We start from the raw sequence: 17,405 nt of genomic DNA on the forward strand, positions 1-17,405 counted from the left end.
GAGCCAGCGGGGTCCGGTGGGGGGGCGCGCCGGGCTGCGGGACGGGAGGCGCGGGGCGGGGCCGACCCGCGCCTCCCGTCCGTCAGCAGCCGCGTCAGGAGGCGCGCGCCTCCAGCGCCTGCTCGTACTCGCTGCGGATCGCGTCGCCGCCCCGGCGGCGCCAGTCGCGCACCGTCGCCCGCCACGACGAGACCGTCGCCCGCCCGAGCAGCACGTCGTTGATCGCGTTCGTCGCGAACGTGCCGACCGCCGGTCCCTTCGTCGAGTTCGTCGGCGAGTACAGGCCGTAGACGGGGTTCGGCAGTCCGCGGTCGAGCCAGGACGCCAGCGACTCGTACACGGTGTCGGTCATCGTCGGATTGCCCGCGTAGTAGAGCGGCAGCGGGCACTCGGTGAAGTACTGCAGCGGGAACTCGCCGAGCGCGGTCTCGCTGTTGCCGGTCTTCGTCAGGACCGGGGCGCCGTCGCGGTACTCGAAGTCGCGCCCCTCGATGCCGAACTTGCGGTAGGTCCAGGCCTCGGTGCCGAACGGCGACGCGCACCAGTTCAGGACGTCGAGGAGCATCCGCACCCGGGACTCAGAGCCGGCGGCCACGGACGTGATCGTGTTGTTCGGGTCACCCAACCAGGGCTTCGCGGCCTCTCCGGACGGTCCGACGAACGGGGCGATCGTCAGCTCGAACCCGGAGCCGGGCGTGGCCTGCTGCAGGAGTCCCGGGATCGCGCTGTACGTGTCGGACAGCATCAGCGCGGAGCCCTGCACGAACCAGACCTTGCCGTTGTAGGCCGTGACGCTGTCGGGGTGGACGAGGTCCTCGGCGATGAGCCGGCGCGACACGTCGAGGAGCTCCACGTACTCCTCGAGCTCGTACATGTGGGTGAGCCGCCCGCCCTGCTCCTGCCACTGGTTCGGCAGGCCGAGCATCGGCGCGAGGATGCTCGTCGGCACCGAGGCCAGGGCCCATCGGTTCGCGTGCGGGTCGGAGACCTGCCGGCAGAGCTGCACGAACTCGTCGACGCTCGAGAACGACGGGTCGACGCCGAGCCGCTCGAAGCGGTCCTGGCGGCGGTGCAGCGCCTGCGAGGTCAGCGGCCCCCGGGGCACGGGGACGCCGTAGATGCCGCCGGAGAACACCGTCCCGCGCCACGACGCCGTCGGCAGGTTCGCCAGGTACGGGTAGTCGCGGACGCCGCTGCCGGAGAGGTACGGGCTGAGGTCGGCGGCCTTCGCCTCGAGGAACTGCGGCAGGTACGAGAACGCCTGGTTGATCGTGAAGACGTCGCCGAGGGTGTCGCCCGCGACCTGGGTGGCGAACTTGTTGCCGAAGTCCGCGTTCGGGGTGATCGTCAGGTCGAGGTCGATCCCCATCCGCTCGTCGAGGCCCTGCCAGTACGGGTTGCTCCCCTTCGACGGCGGGACGGGCGAGTTGGTGGGCACGCTGCCGTGCACGGTCGAACCGTCGCCGGGCTTGCCCCTGGTCGGCACGAGGGTCGCCGGGATCTTCCGGAAGGCGCTCGGCATGAGTGGGCTCGTCTTCGGCAGGACGGGCTCGGGGCCGCCGGTCCACGGGACGTAGTCCGGCAGCTGGACGGCCTTGTTGATGGCCCGGACGTCGGTGGACCGGGTCACGGTCGAGCAGCTGGCCAGGAGGGTGGTGGCGGCGATCCCGAGTCCGCCCGCGACGAGCGCGCGGCGGCTGATGGAGGTGGTCATGGTCAGCCCTTCACCGCGCCGGTCAGGACACCCTTGGCGAAGTGCCGCTGCAGGAACGGGTAGACGATGAGGATCGGCACGATCGAGACGACGAGGATCGCCATCTGGATCGAGGCCTGCGGGGGCAGCGCGTCGGAGGACGTGCCGAGGTCGGCGCCGCCGAGCTGCGCGTTGTTGATGACGTAGGTGCGCAGCACGAGCTGGAGCGGCCACTTCGCGGTGTCGTTGATGTAGAGCAGCGCGTTGAAGAAGGCGTTCCAGTAGCCGACCGCGTAGAACAGGCCGATCACGGCGAGGACGGCCTTGGACAGCGGGAGCACGATCCGCCAGAAGACCTGGAAGTCGCCGGCGCCGTCGATGCGGGCGGACTCGATGAGCTCCTTCGGGATCGCCATGAAGAACGACCGCATCACGATGACGTTGAACGCGCTGAGGGCCGTCGGGAGGATCAGGGCCCAGTACGAGTCGAGCAGCCCGAACTCCTTGACGACGAGGTAGTTCGGGATGAGCCCGGGCGCGAACAGCAGGCTGACCAGCACGAGGCTCAGGACGAACCCGGAGCCGTACGACCCCGGACGGCTCAGGGCGTAGGCGAGCATCGCGCTGACGAACAGGCTGATGAGCGTCCCGACGACGGTGATCCCGATGCTGACGAGCATCGCGCGGGTGACGACGCCGCCGGCGAAGATGCTCTGGTACGCGCCGAGGTCGAGTCCCTGCGGCCACATCACGAACCCGCCGGCGTCGTTCACCTGGGCGACGGGCGCGAGGCTGGTCGACACGATGCCGACGAACGGCAGGATGACGACGAGGCAGATCACGAGCAGGACGAACCCGGTGAGCAGCCGTCCGGGCAGCGGGGGTGCGTCCGGGCCACCGCGGCGGCGCTTCTTCGTCCGGGGGACGGTCACGGTGTGCGTGGCGGTCACTTCGCCTCCTTCTGGTAGACGCCCGCTTCGCCGAAGACGTGCGCGAGCTTGTTGGCGCCGAGGACGAGCAGGACGCCGACGACGCCCTTCACGAGCCCGACCGCTGCGGCGACGCCCCACTGCCCGCCGAGCACGCCGTTGTTGTAGACGTAGGTGTCGAGGACCTCGCTCGCGGCGCGGCCGACGGCCTGCTGCTGCAGGAGGATCTGCTCGAACCCGACGGTCAGGGAGTCGCCGAGCCGGAGGATGAGCAGCAGGATGATGATGCCGCGCATGCCGGGCAGCGTGACGTGCCAGAGCTGCCGCCAGCGACTCGCGCCGTCCATCTTCGCGGCCTCGTACAGGCTCGCGTCGATCTGGCTGAGGACCGCGAGGAACAGGATCGTCGCCCACCCGGTGTCCTTCCAGATCACCTGGCTGGTCAGCAGGGCGATGAACCCGTTCGGGTTGCCGAGGAAGTCGATCGCGTCACCGCCGGCCGCGCGGATGGCGTTGTTCACGAGCCCGGAGCCGCCGAGGATCTGCTGGAACACCGCGACCACGATCACCCACGACAGGAAGTGCGGCAGGTACAGCACCGACTGCACGACCTGCTTGATCCGCTCGGAGAGCAGCGAGTTGAGCATGAGCGCGAGGATGATCGGCGCCGGGAACACGAACACGACCTGCACGAGCGTGATGAGCAGCGTGTTGCCGAGGGCGCGGAGGAACTCGGGGTCACCGTCGAAGATGACGGAGAAGTTCTCGACGCCGACCCAGGGGCTGCGGCCGAGCGGCACGAAGGGCAGGTACTCCTGGAACGCGATGAGGTTCCCGAGCAGCGGCAGGTAGTGGAACCCGAGCAGGAGCGCGACGCCGGGCAGGCCCATGAGCAGGAGGACGCGGTCACGGCGGATCCGCTGCCACGTGCTGCGCCGCCGGAGCCCGGGGTCGGGTGGTGGTGCCGCTCCCGGGTCGCGCTGTGCAGCGGTCCTCGTGCGGTCCGTCGCACGGTCGTCGAGCTTCGTCACTCGGTGGCCCCCTCCGTTGGATTCCTGGAGCGACCCTGGCGGTGACGGCAACCGTGCGGCAACCCGTTGCCAAACGTTTCCATCGTTGTAACGGTCCATCGGGACGAAGCCGGGTCGCATCGCCGCACCGCGTCCGGCGGACCTCTACGCTGGCTCCATGACGCTGCAGTCAGCACCCCGACCACGCCGGCGGATCGGACTCGTGGGCGCCGGCGGCATCGCGGTGGCGCACGTCCCCGGGCTCCTCCGCCTGGGCGACCTCGTCGTGCACTCGGAGGACGGTGCGCCCGCGCTCGCCGCCGCCTTCGCGGACGAGGCCGCACGGGTCGGCAGCACGATCACCGTCGCCGACTCGCTCGACGAGCTGCTCGCCGCGGTCGACGTCGTCGACCTGGTCGTCCCGACACCGGCCCACGCCACCGTCGTCCGCGCGGCACTCGCGGCGGGCAGGCACGTCGTCTCCGAGAAGCCCCTCGCCCGCACCGACGCCGACGCCGACGACCTCGTCGCCCGGGCGGCGGACGCGGGCCTGCAGCTCTACCCGGCGCACGTCGTCCGCTGGTTCCCCGCGTACCGGCGCCTGCACGAGGCCGTCACCACGGGCCTCCTGGGCGACCTCGCCGTGCTGCGATTCTCCCGCTCCGGCGCCTTCCCGACCCGAGTCGCGTGGTTCGGCGACCGGGCGCAGTCCGGCGGCATCGTGATGGACCAGATGATCCACGACCTCGACATCGCCCGCTGGGTCGCCGGTCCGGTCACCCGGGTGTCCGCCGTCACCGTCCGCACGGGCGACGACGAGCACCCGGTCGAGGCCGCGCACGTCCTCCTCACGCACGCGTCCGGCGCGATCAGCCACGTCGCCGGACTCTGGGGACCACCGCACCTGGCCTTCAGCACGGAGTACTCGGTGACCGGCACGCGCGGCAGCCTGTCGCACTCGTCCCTCGCCGAGGAGGACACCCGCGCCGACCTCGCGACCCCGAGCGCCGTCGACGGGTTCCTGCCGTCCGTCGACCCCGCCGAGGACCCGTACGCCCTCGAGCTCGCGGACTTCGTCGCCGCGTTCGACGGCGGGCCGCTCCCCCGCGTCAGTGCGGCGGACGGTGCCGTCGCGGTGCGCCTCGCCAATGCCGCCCTGGCGTCGATCGAGTCCGGACAACCCGTGGAGGTGACGCTGTGACCCTCCGCGTCGGCGTCCTGTCCTTCGCCCACACGCACGCGATCGGGTACCTCTCGGCGCTCGCCGCGATGCCCGACGTCGAGGTGCGCGGGACGGACCCCGGCGGCGTCTCGACCGGCACGACGCTCGGCGAACTCCGGGGCGCCGACCTCACCGGAGCGCTCGGCGTCGACCACGCCGACACGGTCGACGACCTCCTCGCCTGGGGGCCGGACGCCGTCGTGGTCACCAGCGAGAACGCGCGGCACCGCGAGTTCGTCGAACGGGCAGCCGCCGCCGGCGCACACGTGCTCTGCGAGAAGCCGCTCGCCACCTCGTGGGAGGACGGCCTCGCGATCCGCGACGCCGTGCAGCGCGCCGGGGTCACGCTGATGATGGCCTACCCGGTGCGGTTCGCGTCGGCGTTCGACCGGTTGCGGGCCACGCACGCCTCGGGTGCGCTCGGCACGGTGTTCTCGGTCCGCGGCGCGAACAACGGCATGCTGCCGCTCACGCGCGACTGGTTCACGGACCCGGCGCTGAGCGGCGGCGGCGCGATCGTCGACCACGTCGTGCACGTCGCCGACCTCGTCGACGGGCTGACCGGCGCGCGACCGGTGTCCGTCACCGCCGTCGCGAACCGCGTGCTGCACGCCGAGCGCGCACGGGCCGAGACGGCCGGGCTCGTGACGGTGACCTACGACACCGGGATGGTCGTCGCGGTCGACTGCTCGTGGAGCCGCCCGGACACGGCGCCGGCGTGGGGCGGCCTGACGCTCGACGTCGCGGGGACGGGCGGCACGGTGTCGGTCGACTTCTTCGGCGCGGCGGCCAGGGGGCTCGACGCGGTCGGCGGCCGGCCGATCGAACTGCGGTACGGGGCGGACCACGACGTGCCGATGCTGCGGACGTTCCTCGACGCGGTGCGCGCCGGCACGCAGCCCCAGCCCGACGTGCAGGCCGGGTTGCGGACGCTGTCGATCGTCCTCGCGGCGCAGGAGTCGGTGCGGACCGGCAGGACGGTGCCCGTCCCGACGGCGTGAGCGACGCGTCGCCCGGCGACCCCACTGCGGACGGGAGGCGCGTGGCGGCCCCGACCCGCGCCTCCAGTCCGTCACACGCCGGCCGGGAGGCGCGCGACCGGCCCGACCCCCGCCTCCGGTCCGCCACCCGGCCGGGCGGGGCATGCTGGACGCATGACCCTCGAGCAGTACGCCAACTCGTTCGGAGCCGCTGCCGATGCGTACGAGCGCGGACGGCCGGGGTACCCGGACGCGGCGGTCGACTGGGTCCTGCCGCCCGACGCCCGACTCGTCGCCGACGTCGGCGCGGGGACCGGCAAGTTCACGCGGAGCCTCGTCGGACGTGCCACGGAGGTCGTCGCCGTCGAACCGGACCCGGCGATGCGCGACCGGCTCACCACGGTGCTGCCCGACGTGCGGGCGCTCGCGGGGACCGGCGAGTCGATCCCCCTGGCCGACGGGAGCGCCGACGCCGTGACCTTCGCGCAGGCGTGGCACTGGGTCGACCCGGTGCGGGGGTCGCAGGAGGTGGCCCGGGTCCTCCGCCCCGGCGGCGTGCTCGGTCTGGTGTGGAACGTCCGCGACGAGACCCGGCCCTGGTCCGCCCGGATCAGGGCGATCCTGTCCCAGCCCGAGTCGCGGGTGAGCGTCCAGAGCGCGCCGGTCGTCGGAGCACCGTTCGACGGCGGCGCCGTGGAGCACGAGCGGTTCCCGTGGGTGCACGAGCAGGACCGGTCGGCGTTCCTCGACATGGTCGCCTCCCGCAGCTACGTCAGCGTGCTGCCGCCGGACGAGCGCACCGCCCTCCTCGACCGGGTGCGGCGCGTGCTCGACGACGATCCGGAGACCGCCGGGAGCGCGACCGTCCCCGTCGGCTACACCACGTACGTGCACCGGTACGTGCGTCCCTGAGCCGCAGCCGCGCTACGCTCGTGGCGATGCGCGCGACCGTGCGGGACGTGGCTGCCCTCGCCGGGGTGTCGCCGAAGACCGTCTCCAACGTCATCAACGGCGGTGTCGTGGTGCGCCCGGAGACCCGCGCACGGGTCGAGCAGGCACTCGCCGAGCTCGACTACGTGCCGAACCTGTCCGCCCGGGGTCTGCGCAACGGACGCTCGGGCGCGATCGCCCTGACGCTCCCCGAGATGGCCAGCGCCTACTCGGCCGAACTCGCGCAGTGGTTCGTCGAGCTCTCGCGGGAGCGCGGCTGGACCGTGCAGCTCGACCAGACCGCGAACGACCCCGCCCGCGAGCGCGACCTCGTCTCGCGTGCCCGGGCGCACCTCGTCGACGGGCTGATCCTCAACCCGGTGTCGCTCAGCGCGAGCGTCCTCGCCTCGACCGAGGGGCTGCCCCCGACCGTCGTCATCGGCGAGGTGGAGCCCGAGCACGTCGACCAGGTGCACGTCGACAGCCGTGCCGCGGCCGAGCAGGTGACGGCGTACCTCGTCGGCCGGGGCCACCGTCGGATCGCGATCGTCGGTGCCGCCCGTGACGTCGAGGCCACCGCGACGAGCGAGCTGCGGGAGCGCGGGTACCTCGCGGGCCTCGCGGCGGCGGGCATCGGTGCGGACCCGGAGCTCCGGGTCCCGCTGCCGGCGTGGTCGACCAGCGCGGCGGCGTCGGCGTTCGCGGCGTGGCTCGACGAGCACCCGCTGCCCGACGCGGTGTTCGCGTTCACCGACTCGATCGCGTTCGGCGTGCTGCACGTCCTCGCCGCGCGTGGTGTGCGGGTCCCCGAGCAGGTGAGCGTGATCGGGTTCGACGACGTCGACGGGGCCGCGTACGCGATCCCCGCGCTGAGCACGGTGTCGTTCGACCGACGGGCGTTCGCGACGGCGGCGCTCGACCTGCTCACCCGGCGGATCGAGGACCGCGAGGCTCCGCCCGAGACCGTCGTGGTGCCGCACCGGATCGTCGAGCGCGCGAGCGTGGCCACGCGCTGACCGGGGCGGGCGGGTCCGGCGTACGCTCCGCCGCATGACCGCTGCCGACCCGTCGATGCCGACGCTCGCCGCCACCGTGCTGCAGTCGCCGGACCCCCTCGCGCTCGCCCGGTTCTACGGCGCGCTGACCGGCTGGACCGTCCACGAGGACGACCCGACCTGGGCGCGCATCCGCCCCGAGGACGGCCCGGGCCTCTCCGTGCAGTACGAACCCGCCTACGTGGCGCCCACGTGGCCCGGCACCGAGGACGCCCCCGGCATGCAGCTGCACCTCGACTTCCAGGTGGAGGACCTGCCGGCGGCGGTGACCAGGGCGGAGGGACTCGGCGCTCGTCAGGCAGCGTTCCAGCCGCAGGAGGACGTCCGCGTGCTGCTCGACCCCGACGGACACCCGTTCTGCCTGTTCCTGCCGGGCGCCTAGGGCTCAGGCCAGGGTCGGGCCAGGCTGGGGCTCGGCCGGGGTCGGGCCGGAGCTCGGCCGGGGCTCGGCCGTGCCCGGGTGGTCCGGGTCCGCCGCCGCCAGCACCGCCGCACGCGTCCGCGGGTCGCCGAGGATGCGGAAGTGCCCGCCGACCGGGACCCGCACGTTCGTCGCTCCGGCGAGCGCGCTGCCCTCGGGGATGAGCGTGTCGAAGACGCCGTACACGCTGGTGATCCGGGCGTTCGCGTCGAGCTCCCGTGCGAGGCCGGCGAGCACCGGGTCGCTCGACCGGAACGCCCGCAGGTGGCGGACGGGTGCGAGCCGCGCGTACCCGGAGCCCGCGAACGGCGTCGACACCGCCACCATGCGGTCGATCCGCCCGTGGTCGTCGAGGCGCGTCATCGCGTACTTCCCGATCAGCCCGCCCTTGCTGTGCGCGACGAGCAGGACGTCGCGGAGGTCGTGCTCGTTGAGGTACGCCAGCACCTCCGCCGCGGACTCCGGCACCGGACGCAGGTTGTGCCGCAGCACCGGCAGCACGTGCACGGGGTGTCCGCGGTCGTGCAGGGCGTCCATGAGCGGACGCATGAAGTGCCAGGTCTCGTAGACGCCGGGCACGACGACGACGGGCTGGCCGTCGCCGCTCCGGTAGTCGTCGGCGGTGGTCGGCCCGAGGCTCCGCACCTGCCAGCGGATCGCGTACCACCAGTCGAGGACGGCCCACCGGGTGCGGCGGAGCAGGGAGACGTGGACGGGAGGCGCGGTGCGGTCCGTGCGCGTCCCGTCCGTCCCCGACGTGGTCGCGTCGGTCACCGCAGCCCCTCCAGGGTCTGCACGCGGCGGAACTCCCCCACGAGCCGCGCGAACGCCACCGGCTGGCGCTCCTGCACGTGGTGCGGCCCCGGCAGCTCGACGAACGCGCCGCGCGGGGCGGTGGCGGCGACCCGGGCGGACCAGTCGTGGCGCGCGATCGGGTCCTCGGTGCCACGGACGACGAGCACCGGCTGCGCGAGCTCGGCGACGGTGTCCTCGAGGCGGTAGCGGAGCATCGGTCGGAGTTCGGGCACGTACTGCCGCACGCTCCGCAGGTAGTCGGTCACGAGGACGGCGTTCATCCGGGCGCCCTCGACGAAGCCGTCCCGCCCGAGGTCGAGCGCCTGCGTGAGCAGTCGACGACGACCGGCGGCGATGACCGGACCGACGAGCACGACCGAGGCGACGACGTCCGGGTGCCGACGGGCCGCCTCGGTGACGACCTGCGTCCCCATCGACTGCCCGACGAGCACGAGGTCCCCGGCCCCGCGGGACCGCACGGCGCGGACGACGAGGTCCCCGAGCTCCGTCATGGTGAGGCGCCGGCCGGCCGCCGGGAGCCCGCCGAAGCCCGGCAGGTCGACGCTCACGGTCCGGTGCGTCGCGGCGAGCGCCCGCTGCGACCGTGCGAACGACCGGTGCGACATCCCGATGCCGTGCACGAGCACGACCGTCGGGGCAAGGGCGTCGTGCAGCCTGCCGGCCGGCGCGAGAGTGTGCAGGCGCACGGGGAGTCCGTCGATCCGGACGGTCTCGACTCTCGCGCGCACGATGCGAGGCTACGCGGACGGCGCTGTGCACAGTGACGCTCCAGCGTCGTCATCGCCCGCACATAGGCGACCGGTCTGTACTCGTCCTCATGACCGAGCGCACCCCCGTGAACCCCGAGTCCCGCGAGTCCCGCGACGACGTGGACCCCGCAGCCCACCAGCCCACCACGCCGTACCCCGCCAGCCCGGCCGGCTGGGGCGCCGCTCCGACGCCCACATCGACCGCGACGCTCGACGCCCCGGCGCCGGCGCCCGAGCACCCGTACGCGACACCGGCCCCTCCCGCGGGCTCGTGGAACCCGGGCGCCCCGAACGGCGCGACGCCCTGGTACGGATCCGCGGCGACGCCCCGGCGCGGGCGCGGCCCACGACCGCCGTGGTTCTGGCAGGTGCTGGCCGTCGGGGTCGGCCTCGCGGCGCTGCTGGTCGGCGGCGGCATCGGCTTCGCCATCGGACACGCGATCGGCGGCGGCACGAGCCAGTCCACGACGCAGGTGCCGGGCACGAACGGCGGCACGAACCAGTTCCCCGGCGGCGGCACCGGACAGTTCCCGGGCAACGGCACGCAGGGCGGCACCGGCACCGGCACCGGATCGGACACGAGCGGTTCCTCCGCGAACAGCTGAGGGCTACGCTCCGACCATGCGCAAGGTCACCGCTGGACTCTTCACGTCGGTCGACGGCGTCGTGCAGGACCCGTACACCTTCCAGTACGACTCCTTCGACGACGAGCTCGGTGCGGGTATGGGCGCGTTCATGGCCCGCACCGACACGGTCCTCCTCGGCAAGAACAGCTACCTGGAGTGGTCCGAGTGGTGGCCCGCCCACCCCGACGACCCCTTCGGCCAGTGGATCAACCCGATCGAGAAGCACGTGGCGTCCACCACGCTCGGCGACGACCTGGCGTGGGAGAACAGCACCCGGATCACGGGCGACGTCCCGGAGTTCGTCCGCGGGCTGCAGCAGCGGGACGGCGCCGACATCGCGGTGTGCGGCAGCGTCACGCTCGTCCGCAGCCTGCTGTTCGCGGGGGTCCTCGACGAACTGCAGCTCATGGTGCACCCGGCGATCGCCGGCTCGGGCCGCAGGCTCTTCGAGCCGACCGACCCGCCCACGCGCCTGCGCTTGGTCGACAGCACCGTGACGAGCAAGGGCAACGTCGTGAGCACCTACGCGCGGCTCGACGCCTGACGGAGGTGCGCAGCGCCTCCCGGCCGTCGAACGACTGTCCGAACCGCGCGTACCCTCGGTGGTGACCATCTCACCATCCGAGGAAGCCGGAGTCAGCATGCCCCAGGACACCCGCCCGCACGTCGTCATCGTCGGCGGTGGATTCGCCGGTGTCGCGGCCATGCGCGAGCTCGCCGACGCACCGGTGCGGGTCACCCTGGTCGACCGCCACGTCTACAACATGTTCCAGCCGCTCATGTACCAGGTGGCGACCGGTGGGCTGAACGCCGGCGACGTGACGTACTTCCTCCGGAGCCTCCGCGCGAAGCAGAGCAACGCCGAGTTCCGGCACGGGCTGCTCACCGGCATCGACCCGGTCGAGCGGGTCGCGGAGATGTCCGACGGCGAGCACCTGCACTACGACTGGCTGATCCTCGCGAACGGCGTGAACACGAGCTACTTCGGCACGCCCGGCGCGTACGAGTACGCGTACTCGATGTACTCCCGCTCGCAGGCGCTCCGCATCCGCGACGAGCTGTTCACCCGCCTCGAGGAAGCCGCCGCCAACCAGGGCCCCGACGAGATCAAGATCGTCATCGTGGGCGGCGGCGCGACCGGCGTGGAGATGGCCGGTGCGCTCGCCGAACTCCGCGACCAGGCCCTCGTCGGCGCGTACCCCGAGATCGAGCGGGGCAACATCTCGATCACCCTCGTGCACCGCAGCGGCGAGCTCCTCAAGCCGTTCGCCCCGCGGCTGCGTCGGTACGCGGCCAAGGTCCTCCGCAAGCGCGGTGTGGTCCTGCGCCTCAACACCGGCGTCTCCGAGGTCAAGCCCGACGGCGTGATGACGGCCGAGGGCGAGTTCATCCCGGCGTCGCAGGTCATCTGGGCGACCGGTGTGGCCGCACACAAGGAGGTCTCGGGCTGGGGCATGCCGCAGACCCACGGCGGACGCATCCAGGTGAACGACGACCTCAGCGTGAAGGGCGTCGAGCGGATCTTCTCCGCCGGTGACATCGCCGCGCAGGACGACGCCCTCGCGCAGCTCGCCCAGCCGGCACTGCAGGGCGGACGGCACTCGGCGCGGCAGATCGTGCGGCTCATGGCGGGCAAGCCGACCGAGCACTTCAAGTACTTCGACAAGGGCACGATGGCGACGATCGGCACGAACGCCGCGGTGGCCCAGCTCCGTGGCGGCATCACGATGGTCGGGCCCGTGGCCTGGGCGGCGTGGGTGGCCGTGCACATCGCGTCGCTGCTCGGCAACGGCAACCGGCTGTCGACGCTGTCGCACTTCTTCGTGCGGTACCTCTGGTTCATGCGGAAGCGGGCGATCCCGATCGTCGGCGACGTCCGGCCCGTGCGGCCGAACGGCGACCGCGAGCCCGAGCCCTGGCAGATGCAGAAGGCGGAGTAGGCGCGCGGGCGCCGCGCGCCCACTTGGTGAGCAGAAATGGTCAGGTCCGGAGACGGGACCCGACCATTTCTGCTCACCAAGGGCGGTGGTCCGGACCGGCGACGGCCTGGAGGCGCGGGGCGGGGCCGCCACGCGCCTCCAGGCCGACGGTGGGTCGCGCTACACCATCCGCACGTCGGAGTAGGCGCCGGCGGCGATGTCCTCGAGCAGCCCCGGCCCGGTGGGCTCCCAGCCGAGGAGCTCGCGCGTGGCCTCGGACGTCGCCGACATCTCCATGCCGAAGAACTGCCCGATGAACCCGAAGTGCGACAGCGCGTCCTGCGGATCGATCGAGGTCACCGGCAGCCCGAGGGCGTCGCCGATGGCCTCGGCGATCGCCCGGGTCGGGATCGCGGTCTCGGCGACGGCGTGCAGCTTCGTGCCCGCGGGTGCGTGCTCGAGGCCGAGCCGGACGAGCCGAGCGGCATCGGTGACGTGCACGGCGGCCCAGCTGTTCGTGCCCTCGCCGATGTAGCCGGAGACGCCGGTGCGGTGTGCGGCGGCGACGATCGCGGCGATGAACCCGTGGTCGCCGGTGCCGTGCGTGGTCGGGCTGAAGCGGGCCGCGATGGTGCGTACGCCCTGGTCGACGAAGTCGAACCCGCGGTTCTCGCTGCCGCCGCGCATGCTGTCCGGGCCGACGAACGGGTTGGGGTCCGCCTCGGTCGAGGGGCGCCCCTGTGCGAGTCCGGCGACGCCCGAGGCGACGACGAACGGCCGGTCGGTGCCGACGAGCGCCTCGCCGATGGTCTCGACCGCGGCGCGTTCGCTGGCGTTCGTGGCGGCCGGGTTCGCCCAGTCGTGCTTGTTCGCGAGGTGCAGGACCCCCTCGGACGCGGCGGCCCCGCGGCGGATGGCGTCGAGGTCGTCGAGGTCACCGCGGACGACGGCGACGCCCTTCGCCTCGAGCGCGGCGGCCGACGAGTCGGAGCGGGCGAGGCCGGTGACGGTGTGTCCGGCGGCGAGGAGCTCGTCGACGGTGTGGGAGCCGATCCATCCGGAGGCCCCGGTGACGAACACGTGCATGTACTTTCCCTTCGCAGGTGTCCACGGCGGTGATGTCATGAACTGACATCACCGTAGCACTCGATGTCAGTCGCTGTCATCAGTAGACTGCGGACATGGCGAGATGGCAACCCGGGACCCGTGAGCGACTGCAGGCCACGGCCCTGCAGCTCTTCGCGGAGCAGGGGTACGACGAGACGACGGTCGCCGAGATCGCCGCCGCGGCCGAGGTCACCGAGCGCACCTTCTTCCGACACTTCGCCGACAAGCGCGAAGTGCTGTTCGCCGGGCAGGACGACTTCCTCGGCATGTTCACCACCCCGATCGAGGCAGCACCGGCCGGCACCCCGCCCTTCGACCTCGTCCGGCTCGCGCTCGACGCCAGCGGCGCGTTCTTCCCCGACGAGCGCCGCCCGTGGTCGCGCGCACGCCAGGGCATCATCGACGGCAACCCCGCACTCGGCGAACGGGAGCTCGGGAAGCTCGCGACCCTGAAGGTCCGACTGGGTGAGGTCCTGCGCGACCGAGGCCTCCCGGAGCCCGCCGCGACCATCGCCGCCGAGACCGCCGTCACCGTGTTCCACCTGTCGTTCGCGCAGTGGATCGCCGCCGACGAGGACCGCCCGTTCGCCACGATCGCCCACGAACGGCTCGACGCCCTGACGACCCTGGTGCACCCCGGTCGTTGAGACGGCTCTTACCTTCCGCGAGCATCATGTAACGATCCGGTCACGGCCCGACGGCCCGTGACCCCATCGACAGCATCGCGCAGGAGGCGTCCGTGGCCATCACCACGACCTCGCCGGAGCGGACCCGCACGACATCCGCACCGGCCGACACCGACGGCAGGCACGCACGACCGACGCCCCCGCCGCCGCTCACGAACCGTGCTCCGGCGCTCGACGGGCTCCGGACGGTCGCGATCCTCATCGTGATCCTCTACCACCTGCACGTGCCGCAGTTCGAGGGCGGGTTCATCGGCGTGACGGTGTTCTTCGTGCTCTCCGGGTTCCTCATCTCGACGCTGCTCCTCGGCGAGCACCGCCGCACCGGGCGCATCCGGCTCGGCTCGTTCTGGACGAAGCGACTCCTCCGCCTCTACCCGGCACTGCTCGCGCTCGTCATCGTCGGCCTCGCGCTGTGGAACTGGGTCGGCGACTACAAGGGCGCCTCGTTCTCCCCCGGCGAGGCGGCGTTCATCGCGCTGAGCTACACCGGCAACCTCTTCCGCTCGTACTGGGACACCACGCAGGGCGTCTTCGCGCACACCTGGAGCCTGTCGATGGAGGAGCAGTTCTACCTCGTCTGGCCGCCCGTCCTCGTGCTCCTCTTCGCACTGCGGTCGCGTCGGCGCTGGCTGATGACCGGGCTCGGCGTCGTGATCGTCGGTGCCGCAGCGGCGGCGTGGCTGAGCTACCGGACGCCGAACAGCGGCGCGACCCCGGACGTGTACTTCTCCCCCGTGCTCGGCGTCGTGCCGCTGGCGACCGGGTGCCTGCTCGCACTGCTCCTCGACGACGAGCGCTTCCGGACGTGGGCCTCCGGGATCGCCGGACACGTCGGCACCTGGCTCGGAATCGGGCTGCTCGCCGCGGTGCAGTTCTGGATCGACGACGACTGGACGCAGCACGCCTGGTCCTTCGGCGTCGTGCTCCCGGTGACCGGGCTGATCTCGGCGCTGCTCATCGGTGGGCTGGTGTCGGTGCGGTCCCCGCTGTCGGCCACGCTCGCGTGGACGCCCGTGTCGTGGTTCGGTCGTCGCGTTTCGTACTCGGCGTACCTCTGGCACCCCGTGGTCATCGCGCTGCTCGGCACGTTCGCGATCGGGGCGTGGGGCAAGGTGTGGCTCGTGGGGGCGGCGCTGCTGGTCGCGGTCGGGGCGGCCTACGCGGTCGAGGTGCCGGTCGAGCGGTTGCGGAAGCGGTTCCGTGAGGCCCGGCGACTGGTCGCCGCGGACCGGTCCGCGCGCGAGACGGCGGACGCGACCGCCTGACGGACGGGAGGCGCGGGTCGGCCCCGCACCGCGCCTCCCGACCCACGGTCTGCCGGACGCGAGACGACCGACGGTGCGTGCACCGCGCCTCCCGACCGCGGTCTGCCGGACGCGACACGACCGACGGCGGCCGCACGGCGCCTCCGGGGTCCGCGTCAGCGGGTGCGATGGCTGCGTCCGACCAGCAGTCCGACGGCGCCGACCACGAGCACCAGCGCGACGACCACCGGCAACCGGAAGGCGAGCTCGGTGACGATCCCGGCGACGCCACCGCCGCCGAGGAGCACCCGACCGGCGATCCCGAGCACGGCGAGGACGACGATCGCGCCCGCGGCCACCACGACCGCGGCCTCCCACCGAGCGACCGGCGGCATCCGACGCGGTGTGCTCCGTCGCCACCACACCGCGGCCGCGACGACGAGCCCGAGCAACCCGAGCACGCTCGAACCGTCCTGCACGCCGGCCCAGACCGGGTAGGCCGCCGGGCCCTCGCGGAGGAACGGGATCGCCTGCACCGCCCACCCGGCCTCGTGCGAGAACGCGTCCCACACGACGTGCGTCACGCTCCCGACGAGACAGGCGACGACGACCGCGACCGCCCGGCGGACGGGCCGGTCCCCGGCACGCGGAGGGGCCGACCAGCTCGCCGGCAGCCGCTCGCGGACGCCGGGCACCGCCTCCGCCCACGCCGGCCGCACCAGGTACCACCAGGCCAGGAGGACGACCATCGCGACCACCAGGTCGATCGTCACGACGCCCACCCACGAGTGCGCCACGACGTAGGGCGGCAGGAACGGCGCGAACAGGACGGCGTCCGGCGCCATGGCTCCGACGGCGACCGCCGCGACGGGCAGCGGGGTGCGGCGGGCGGCCAGGGCGACGACCGCGTGGCTGACGGTGAAGGGCACGACCCCAGCATCGCGGACGGCCCCGGTGGAGCGCTTCGGTCGAGCGGATGACCCCGGGGCGCCGATCGGCTGGGTGGGCGCTGCGCCGACCGTCCGTAGGCTCGGGCCGTGACCACGGAGCGCGTCGACGTCCTCGTCGTCGGCGGTGGGCCCGTCGGCCTCTTCGCCGCGGCGCTCCTCGCGGCCCGCGGGCTCGAGGTCGTGGTGTGGGAACGGCGCGAGGGTGCGCCGACGGGCTCTCGCGCGATCGGGATCCACCCGCCGTCCCTCGACGCGTTCGCGGCGATCGGGCTGGACGGGCCGGTCCTCGCGGAGGCCGTCCGGGTCCGCCGAGGGGTCGCGCGCAGCCGTGGCCGGGAGCTCGGCGCCCTGACGTTCGACCATGCGTCGGCCACGCACCCGTACGTCGCGACGCTCGACCAGCACCGGACCGAGACCCTGCTGCGGGAACGGCTCGCCGCGGCAGCGCCGGACGCGCTCCGGACCGGCACGGTGCTCTCGGCGCTCGAGCGGCACCCGGACCACGTCGACGCGGTCGGGACCGGCCCCGGCGGCGCGGTGGCCGTGCGGGCCCGGTTCGTCATCGGGGCGGACGGCTCGCGGAGCACCGTGCGGGACCTGCTCGGCATCGCCACCACCGGTCGCGACTACCCGGACCGCTACGCGATGGGGGACTTCGCCGACGTCGAGGACCCCGCTGCCCGGACGGACGCGCTCGTCGACGTCGGACCGGCCGGCGTGGTCGAGTCCTTCCCGTTGCCCGGCGACCGTCGTCGGTACGTCGTGCTCCTGGCGTCCTCGGACGATCCGTCGCCGAGCGCGGCGGACCTCGCTGCGATCGTGGCGGCACGCACCGGTGTCCGGCCGGACCCGACGTCCTGCAGCATGCGCAGCGGGTTCGGTGTCCGACGCCGGGAGGCGGAGCGGGTCGGTGTCGGCCGTGTCGTCCTCGCCGGGGACGCGGCGCACGAGATCAGCCCGATCGGCGGGCAGGGCATGAACCTCGGGTGGCTCGACGCGGCCGAGCTCGCGCCGCTCCTCGCGGAGGCGGTCGCCTCGGGCAGCGCCGGCCCGTGGCCGGAGTACGCG

General features: G+C 73.1%; 18 protein-coding genes. 11 read left to right on the forward strand and 7 right to left on the reverse strand.

Annotated features, from left to right (window positions below; translation table 11 throughout):
• Positions 1-94 precede the first annotated feature (94 nt).
• From HWD93_RS05135 to HWD93_RS05145, 3 genes are read right to left on the reverse strand one after another with little or no spacing between them, the layout of a single operon-like run.
• The gene (locus tag HWD93_RS05135) at positions 95-1,714 is read right to left on the reverse strand and encodes a hypothetical protein (protein WP_261646226.1); all 1,620 of its coding nucleotides are present in this window, start codon (positions 1,712-1,714) and stop codon (positions 95-97) included.
• Between the two features lie 2 nt (positions 1,715-1,716).
• Positions 1,717-2,643: a carbohydrate ABC transporter permease gene (locus HWD93_RS05140; RefSeq protein WP_175496031.1), complete on the reverse strand. Its 927-nt coding sequence runs from the start codon at positions 2,641-2,643 to the stop codon at positions 1,717-1,719.
• On the reverse strand, positions 2,640-3,653 hold the full coding sequence (locus HWD93_RS05145; protein WP_258027630.1) for a sugar ABC transporter permease: 1,014 nt from the start codon (positions 3,651-3,653) through the stop codon (positions 2,640-2,642). The genes HWD93_RS05140 and HWD93_RS05145 overlap by 4 nt, the downstream gene beginning before the upstream one ends.
• 157 nt (positions 3,654-3,810) lie before the next feature.
• Between HWD93_RS05145 and HWD93_RS05150 the strand changes: the two genes are divergently transcribed.
• The 5 genes from HWD93_RS05150 to HWD93_RS05170 all read left to right on the forward strand — a co-directional run bounded on the left by HWD93_RS05150 (position 3,811) and on the right by HWD93_RS05170 (position 8,201).
• Positions 3,811-4,833: a Gfo/Idh/MocA family protein gene (locus HWD93_RS05150; RefSeq protein ID WP_261646227.1), complete on the forward strand. Its 1,023-nt coding sequence runs from the start codon at positions 3,811-3,813 to the stop codon at positions 4,831-4,833.
• Entirely contained in the window at positions 4,830-5,855 is a 1,026-nt protein-coding gene (locus tag HWD93_RS05155) for a Gfo/Idh/MocA family protein (RefSeq protein ID WP_261646228.1), read from the forward strand. Before HWD93_RS05150 ends, HWD93_RS05155 begins: the two co-directional genes overlap by 4 nt.
• A 153-nt stretch (positions 5,856-6,008) precedes the next feature.
• Entirely contained in the window at positions 6,009-6,746 is a 738-nt protein-coding gene (locus HWD93_RS05160) for a class I SAM-dependent methyltransferase (RefSeq protein ID WP_261646229.1), read from the forward strand.
• 26 nt (positions 6,747-6,772) lie between these two features.
• On the forward strand, positions 6,773-7,780 hold the full coding sequence (locus tag HWD93_RS05165; protein ID WP_261646230.1) for a LacI family DNA-binding transcriptional regulator: 1,008 nt from the start codon (positions 6,773-6,775) through the stop codon (positions 7,778-7,780).
• Positions 7,781-7,814: 34 nt separating this feature from the next.
• Complete coding sequence (locus HWD93_RS05170) at positions 7,815-8,201, forward strand: VOC family protein (RefSeq protein ID WP_071302846.1); 387 nt, start codon at positions 7,815-7,817, stop codon at positions 8,199-8,201.
• 3 nt (positions 8,202-8,204) lie between these two features.
• Here the strand turns inward: HWD93_RS05170 and HWD93_RS05175 are convergent, their stop codons facing one another.
• Together HWD93_RS05175 and HWD93_RS05180 are read right to left on the reverse strand one after the other, a co-directional pair.
• Complete coding sequence (locus HWD93_RS05175) at positions 8,205-9,014, reverse strand: alpha/beta hydrolase (protein WP_261646231.1); 810 nt, start codon at positions 9,012-9,014, stop codon at positions 8,205-8,207.
• Positions 9,011-9,784 carry an alpha/beta hydrolase gene (locus HWD93_RS05180; protein WP_261646232.1) on the reverse strand — a complete coding sequence of 258 codons (774 nt, stop codon included), beginning with the start codon at positions 9,782-9,784 and terminating at the stop codon, positions 9,011-9,013. Before HWD93_RS05180 ends, HWD93_RS05175 begins: the two co-directional genes overlap by 4 nt.
• An 89-nt stretch (positions 9,785-9,873) precedes the next feature.
• Here HWD93_RS05180 and HWD93_RS05185 point away from each other — a divergent pair, with 89 nt between their 5' ends.
• From HWD93_RS05185 to HWD93_RS05195, 3 genes are all read left to right on the forward strand, one after another.
• Entirely contained in the window at positions 9,874-10,410 is a 537-nt protein-coding gene (locus HWD93_RS05185) for a hypothetical protein (RefSeq protein WP_261646233.1), read from the forward strand.
• 16 nt (positions 10,411-10,426) lie between these two features.
• Positions 10,427-10,975, forward strand: coding sequence for a dihydrofolate reductase family protein (locus tag HWD93_RS05190; protein ID WP_261646234.1), 549 nt, complete (start codon positions 10,427-10,429; stop codon positions 10,973-10,975).
• Positions 10,976-11,036: 61 nt separating this feature from the next.
• Positions 11,037-12,371: an NAD(P)/FAD-dependent oxidoreductase gene (locus HWD93_RS05195; protein WP_229086779.1), complete on the forward strand. Its 1,335-nt coding sequence runs from the start codon at positions 11,037-11,039 to the stop codon at positions 12,369-12,371.
• 159 nt (positions 12,372-12,530) lie between these two features.
• On the opposite strand, the gene HWD93_RS05200 is transcribed toward HWD93_RS05195, so the two are convergent.
• Entirely contained in the window at positions 12,531-13,436 is a 906-nt protein-coding gene (locus HWD93_RS05200) for an SDR family oxidoreductase (RefSeq protein WP_261646235.1), read from the reverse strand.
• Between the two features lie 95 nt (positions 13,437-13,531).
• Here HWD93_RS05200 and HWD93_RS05205 point away from each other — a divergent pair, with 95 nt between their 5' ends.
• Positions 13,532-14,104, forward strand: a complete 573-nt coding sequence (locus tag HWD93_RS05205; RefSeq protein WP_261646236.1) for a TetR/AcrR family transcriptional regulator — start codon at positions 13,532-13,534, stop codon at positions 14,102-14,104.
• A gap of 92 nt (positions 14,105-14,196) precedes the next feature.
• Positions 14,197-15,408 (forward strand): acyltransferase, encoded by a 1,212-nt coding sequence (locus HWD93_RS05210; protein WP_261646237.1) that lies wholly within the window; start codon positions 14,197-14,199, stop codon positions 15,406-15,408.
• 155 nt (positions 15,409-15,563) lie between these two features.
• Here the strand turns inward: HWD93_RS05210 and HWD93_RS05215 are convergent, their stop codons facing one another.
• Positions 15,564-16,316, reverse strand: coding sequence for a DUF4184 family protein (locus HWD93_RS05215; protein WP_261646238.1), 753 nt, complete (start codon positions 16,314-16,316; stop codon positions 15,564-15,566).
• Between the two features lie 108 nt (positions 16,317-16,424).
• Between HWD93_RS05215 and HWD93_RS05220 the strand changes: the two genes are divergently transcribed.
• Positions 16,425-17,405: NAD(P)/FAD-dependent oxidoreductase (locus tag HWD93_RS05220; protein ID WP_261646239.1), on the forward strand; the 981-nt coding region annotated here is incomplete at its 3' end.

Source organism: Curtobacterium sp. C2H10, assembly GCF_025407985.1.
Lineage (GTDB): Bacteria > Actinomycetota > Actinomycetes > Actinomycetales > Microbacteriaceae > Curtobacterium.

What these genes read in the sequence shown, in the direction of transcription:
- HWD93_RS05135 (WP_261646226.1), bottom strand. Translation starts at nt 1,714, where the DNA reads ATGACCACCTCCATCAGCCGCCGCGCGCTCGTCGCGGGCGGACTCGGG.
- HWD93_RS05150 (WP_261646227.1), top strand. Translation starts at nt 3,811, where the DNA reads ATGACGCTGCAGTCAGCACCCCGACCACGCCGGCGGATCGGACTCGTG.
- HWD93_RS05160 (WP_261646229.1), top strand. Translation starts at nt 6,009, where the DNA reads ATGACCCTCGAGCAGTACGCCAACTCGTTCGGAGCCGCTGCCGATGCG.
- HWD93_RS05165 (WP_261646230.1), top strand. Translation starts at nt 6,773, where the DNA reads ATGCGCGCGACCGTGCGGGACGTGGCTGCCCTCGCCGGGGTGTCGCCG.
- HWD93_RS05170 (WP_071302846.1), top strand. Translation starts at nt 7,815, where the DNA reads ATGACCGCTGCCGACCCGTCGATGCCGACGCTCGCCGCCACCGTGCTG.
- HWD93_RS05185 (WP_261646233.1), top strand. Translation starts at nt 9,874, where the DNA reads ATGACCGAGCGCACCCCCGTGAACCCCGAGTCCCGCGAGTCCCGCGAC.
- HWD93_RS05190 (WP_261646234.1), top strand. Translation starts at nt 10,427, where the DNA reads ATGCGCAAGGTCACCGCTGGACTCTTCACGTCGGTCGACGGCGTCGTG.
- HWD93_RS05200 (WP_261646235.1), bottom strand. Translation starts at nt 13,436, where the DNA reads ATGCACGTGTTCGTCACCGGGGCCTCCGGATGGATCGGCTCCCACACC.
- HWD93_RS05205 (WP_261646236.1), top strand. Translation starts at nt 13,532, where the DNA reads ATGGCGAGATGGCAACCCGGGACCCGTGAGCGACTGCAGGCCACGGCC.